Below are 4,752 nucleotides of genomic sequence, written 5' to 3'. Positions count from 1 at the left end.
GCACCCGCGACCACCATTGCCTGCGCACGCTGAAAGCTCCGCGTCATCCCGAGCATGCCCGCGAACGCCACCAACCCAGCGAAAGCCGAACCGTTGGTCACACGCTCGACCGGGCCGTCAGGCAGCGGCACAGGGCGCGGCCGAACCTCCACCGGCGCACTGCGGTGACTGGCAGGATGTGTCCCCGTTCCGGCTTCCCACCGGGCCCAGCTCCGCTGCGCCGCCTGCGTCTCCCGCAACAGGCAGAACCGGTACCCCGATTCCGCCAGCAAACTCGCCGGACGCTGCGCGAGCGTGTTCGCCACCGCACTGCTGAGCCCGAACAACAGGTCAGTGGCGGTCTTCCCGATCCGCGTTTCCAGCGGTCCCCGGACCCGGGAGACCGACTCACCGGTCGACACCAGTGCCGGAACAGACGGCGGCAGCGCGGGCAGCGGCAGCATCCGGGCCCCCATCGCGACCGCAGCGCCAGTCAAATTCGCACCCAGCACCGTCGCCTCCGCGATCACCTTCGCCGGATTGTCCGGGTGGCTCGCGCTGACCGCGGCGAACGGTTCCTCGCCCAAACCGGCGTCCGCCTCCGCGTCCTCCACCACACCCACCAACTCGGCGATCCCCACCAGGTCCGGATCATGCCCGATGACCATCCGCCCCACGGCAGCGTTGATCTCGACCCACGCAACACCCGGTACCTTCTCCAACCGCCGGACGATCTGCTCGCCAGCCTCCTCAACCCCCGGCTGATGAACACCGCGTACCTCGACGTGCGCACGCCCCTGCGACGACCACGCCCGCCGCCGCCCCAAGCCCGTAATACTCTGCGCGGCAGCCGCCACCGGCGCCACGATCTGCGAGGCCAACGCGCCCAAGGTACGCAACATCGAACACGCTCAGCCGTTCGACGCAAAGCCGACCGACGCCCCTGACACCCCCGCCCCGGTCACCCCCGCAACCGGCCGTTCGAGCACCCAACCGTCCCGTACCGCGCGGACCGCGTCATCCCAACGGCGTGGCATGCGAACGTCGACCCGACGGAACTCTGCCGCGACGGGCAGGCTGACCGTCTCAGCTCGCGACCGCGCCCTTTATTGCCGCGCGCCTGCGCCAGGCGTTGTGTTCTCTGCGCTGTTGTAGCCACGACTACCTCCCACGCACGCCCACAGATACCGTGGTGAGTCTCGATCGTAGGGCCGGCGAACGGAAAGCGAACCTCGAAACAGCGTCGGGTCCGTCAGCTTCGGCAAGCTCTCGGTGACGACGGCTACCGCGACTGCTTCGCCCAGGGCTCGGATCTCAGCCTCGAACAAGCCATCGCCTACGCCCGCAGCAATTCACTACGCGCCGAGCCCACACCTGAAGCAGCGCCTCGGGCACGTCTCGGCCGACTTGAACGAGAAATCGCCAACTCGTCCGACAAGCAATGAGTACAAGCAAATCGCCAGCACGCTCGTCTTCTTCAACGGTTGTTGGCCTGCTCTACGCGACCGGTCTCGGAGACGGTCCAACCGCAGTCTTGCGTACTCGCCGACAGCTTGAGTCCGTTTACTCGTCGGGACCTGAACTTGTACGGCCGGTGATCGTGATCATGAAATCTGCCATGCGGTCGATTGCATCCGCTGCTTCCGGGGTCCCCCCGGCCAGCGCCGGGTAGGAATGGATGGCTCCAGGGACCGAGTGGAAACGAACGTCGTTTCCGGCTTCCGTCAGCTTTTCGACTAGCCGGGTGGAGTCGCTGTACAACACGTCCCTGGTGCCCGCCTCGACATGCACCGCCGGGAGTTCGGTGAGGTCGGCGTAGAGGACCGAAGCGAGTGGGCTCCGCGGGTCCTGACCGTCGAGGTACAGCCGCGCCATCGACCCCGCTGACTCCTCGGTCGTGAGCGGATCATTTGTGGCCGGGGTCATCGATTCGCCACGGAGCTCCAGATCGGTCCAGGGCGACATCACCACTCCACCCGCCGGCAGCGGCAGGCCCTTCTCGCGTAGCTCGACGAGTACAGCCAACACGAGAGCCGCGCCCGCCGAGTCGCCGGTCAACACGATCTCTTGGGGACTGACACCGCTGTTGAGCAGCCAGCGGTAGGCGGCGAACGAGTCGGCGACGGCCGTCGGGAACGGGTACTCCGGCGCGAGCCGGTAGTCGAAGGCGAGGCACCGCATGCCCGACGCTCGCGACAACGTCCCGTTGAACTGCCGCCACATCCACGGCTCGCCGCACACGTAGCCGCCACCGTGGAAGTACACGAAGCAGGCATCGCTAGCCTGCTCGCCCGTCCACACCCATTCCGACCTTGCTCCGCCGATACCTCCCAGGTCCGCGGGCTCAGCGCGGATGTCCTCATCGACCGGCACTGCCCGCCACACCCTCTCATAGTGGCGCCGCTGCCCCGAAACATCCAAGGGAAAGTCGGTGATGCTATCGATCACTTCTTGCATTTCTTGGCTGACCATGAACCGACCTCTCTCATATCGACGGGAAACTCAGGGCACGATCGGTGCCGTGTTTGACTGCCACGGCCTGGATGATCTTCTTCACCCGGTCCTCGAACCCCCCGGCGCAGCCGCCCCAGAACAGGTATTCGACATCCTCGCCGAGCTCACCGTCGAAGACCGGCACCTCGAAGTCGAGCTTCTCGGCCCAGGCGAGCCGGTCCTTGGCGTTCTGGCCCCGCGGGTTGCCTTTGTCCTCCATGTTCTTGAACATTCCGCCCAGCTCGGTGGGGAAGTTCGACTCGATCAGCACCTGGCAGCGACGCATGTCCACGATGTGGTCGACGTGTCGACGTGCTCGATATCCACCGGGCACTGCGGCATGCACGCCCCACAGTTGGTGCACGCCCACAGTACCTCCGGGTCGATGACTCCGAGCTCCCCGCCGCCGCCCGACCAGCGGGTGCTCGGCCTCCGCCAGCGCCAGCGCATCGATCTTCGCCAGGCGCTGATCGGCACCGTGCCCGCTGACGCCGATCTCGTCACCGGCGATGTCCTTGCGCCCACCGGCCAGCAGGTACGAGGCTTTGGCGTGGGCATGGCCCCGCAGCGAAGTGATCAGCAGCTTCGGCGGCCGCACGGTCCTGACCGCCATCACCACCCCGACCACCGTCACGGCGAGACGAATCAAGCCCAGGACCAGCTGCACGGCACCCACCCCGTAGCCCTTCATCCAGAGTTCTCGTTAGCACACCGGGAATAACGAGCGTCCCAGGCGAGTCCTTTGCGGACAGTGCTGCGGGCCGAAGCCGGCAGGTGGCCGTCTCGATGTCAGCCACCGGCTTCGAGGCCTGCCCGTGAGACTCCCCGTCAGCCGTTGCGCTTAGTGATCTCCTCGGTGAGCTGCGGGGCGACGGTGAAGCCCGCCGCCTCCGCCGACTCCGCGGAATACACCTTCGCCGCGCCATAGGCCGCCAGTGCATCGCCTTGTCCGCCCCCATCGACAACGCCTTGCGAATCGCATCCGTGGCGCGATCCGAACCCATGCACACAACGGTGACCTAACTGCCCTGGGCCTCGGTGATCTGCAGCGCCTCCTCCACCGCACGCTCGTTGACCTCATCCAGCACTGCATCCGCCGACTCACGATCCAGCGCGTAATCCGCACCCTCGAGCCGCCGCTCGGAATACGTGTCCGGCACCTGCTTCACCAGAACGACGATATTCATTCCTCGCCTCTCCCCACGGCGCTGTCCGACAAACCAACCGACTCCGTTGCTCTTTAGGTCGGTTCCCGGGACGCATCAGCCACGCCGATGTGCGCCAGGTACCGTAAAAAGATCGACTCGCGGTCAGGCGACCGCAGCGCCAGCGTTCGCGACTTCCTCGTCCTGTTCGCCGGTTCCGCCGGCAACGCCAATCGCACCGACGACCTCACCATCGACCAGGACCGCAACGCCGCCCGCAAAGGTCACGAACGGCCGGGTCTGGGCAGTCAGGCCGAAGAACGGCCCACCAGGTTGGACCAGCTCATTGAGGTCACCGGTCGGCATCTTCATGGACACCGAGGTGTAAGCCTTGTTGGACGAGATCTCCGGTGATGCGAGGAGAGCGCCATCCGGGCGCAGGAAAGCCACCGGTTCCCTTCCGCTGCCGAGGATGGAAATGCTAGAGGGAGAGTCGATTTCCGTGGCCTTCGCGGCGGCTGCGGCCAGAATCTTCTGCGCGAGCTCGGCCGTGAGCTTTGCCATGACAATTTTCCTTTCTGAGCGGATGACGCCGACTTGTGCTGCGAAGAAACGAGTCAGACAGTCGGCCTATAAACCGGTCCTCGTTCCACAACGTGCTCTAGAAGGTGGATATAGGTATCCACCTCGTCGTTCGCGACAGGTCGATTTTCCTGCCCCGGGTAACCGATGAGCGCGCGTACCTCGGGGTTCATGAGGTACGCGCCGGCGACAAGCAGGCTGAACGCGTCGAACAATTCGGGGCTGTTCTTGTGGAGCGTCTCGATTGCCTTGGCAGGAGGTTCCTCCACGGCTTCGGCCAGGGACGCCCGAAACCGGTCGACCAGGTCTGGACGGGCGCCGAGCGCGTGCTCGATCCAGACTGCATGCACGTCCATCTGCGTGGCAGCAGGCATCCCGGCGGCGTTGGGGATAAGGACATCGGCGCGGGCGCCACAGATATCACGCTCGTGATCGGTCAGCGTCACAGTGGGGTACGAGGTGGTCACTAGTGCACCCTCTTCCGTGCGAGCCCTTGGATGGGGCTTGTGGTAGGAACTAGGCGGAAGCCGGGGTGACGGCCTGTGGTGGTCGC

The 4,752-nt window shown here is 65.7% G+C and carries 5 protein-coding genes and 2 pseudogenes; all 7 read right to left on the bottom strand.

Annotated features, from left to right (window positions below; genetic code table 11):
• Nucleotides 1–881, bottom strand: an 881-nt coding sequence (locus tag ACWDKQ_RS35190) for a heavy-metal-associated domain-containing protein (RefSeq protein ID WP_450143074.1), incomplete at its 3' end; no start/stop codon positions are given.
• A gap of 661 nt (nt 882–1,542) precedes the next feature.
• Nucleotides 1,543–2,352: an alpha/beta hydrolase gene (locus ACWDKQ_RS35185; protein WP_450143073.1), complete on the bottom strand. Its 810-nt coding sequence runs from the start codon at nt 2,350–2,352 to the stop codon at nt 1,543–1,545.
• A 157-nt stretch (nt 2,353–2,509) separates the two neighbouring features.
• Nucleotides 2,510–3,061 (bottom strand): annotated as a pseudogene (locus tag ACWDKQ_RS35180) (Fe-S oxidoreductase); the annotation flags it as partial.
• A 239-nt stretch (nt 3,062–3,300) separates the two neighbouring features.
• Nucleotides 3,301–3,480 (bottom strand): hypothetical protein, encoded by a 180-nt coding sequence (locus ACWDKQ_RS35175; protein ID WP_450143075.1) that lies wholly within the window; start codon nt 3,478–3,480, stop codon nt 3,301–3,303.
• Nucleotides 3,408–3,659: pseudogene (locus ACWDKQ_RS35170) on the bottom strand (electron transfer flavoprotein subunit beta/FixA family protein); the annotation flags it as partial. The pseudogene ACWDKQ_RS35170 and the gene ACWDKQ_RS35175, both read right to left, overlap by 73 nt.
• Before the next feature lie 123 nt (nt 3,660–3,782).
• Nucleotides 3,783–4,181 carry a GlcG/HbpS family heme-binding protein gene (locus ACWDKQ_RS35165; RefSeq protein ID WP_450143072.1) on the bottom strand — a complete coding sequence of 133 codons (399 nt, stop codon included), beginning with the start codon at nt 4,179–4,181 and terminating at the stop codon, nt 3,783–3,785.
• Between the two features lie 53 nt (nt 4,182–4,234).
• Entirely contained in the window at nt 4,235–4,666 is a 432-nt protein-coding gene (locus tag ACWDKQ_RS35160; protein ID WP_450143071.1) for a hypothetical protein, read from the bottom strand.
• Nucleotides 4,667–4,752: the final 86 nt, after the last annotated feature.

The organism is Saccharopolyspora sp. NPDC000995, from assembly GCF_053599315.1.
The sequence above is the reverse complement of the archived record's forward strand: the minus strand, read 5'-3'. Positions and strand labels throughout refer to the sequence as shown.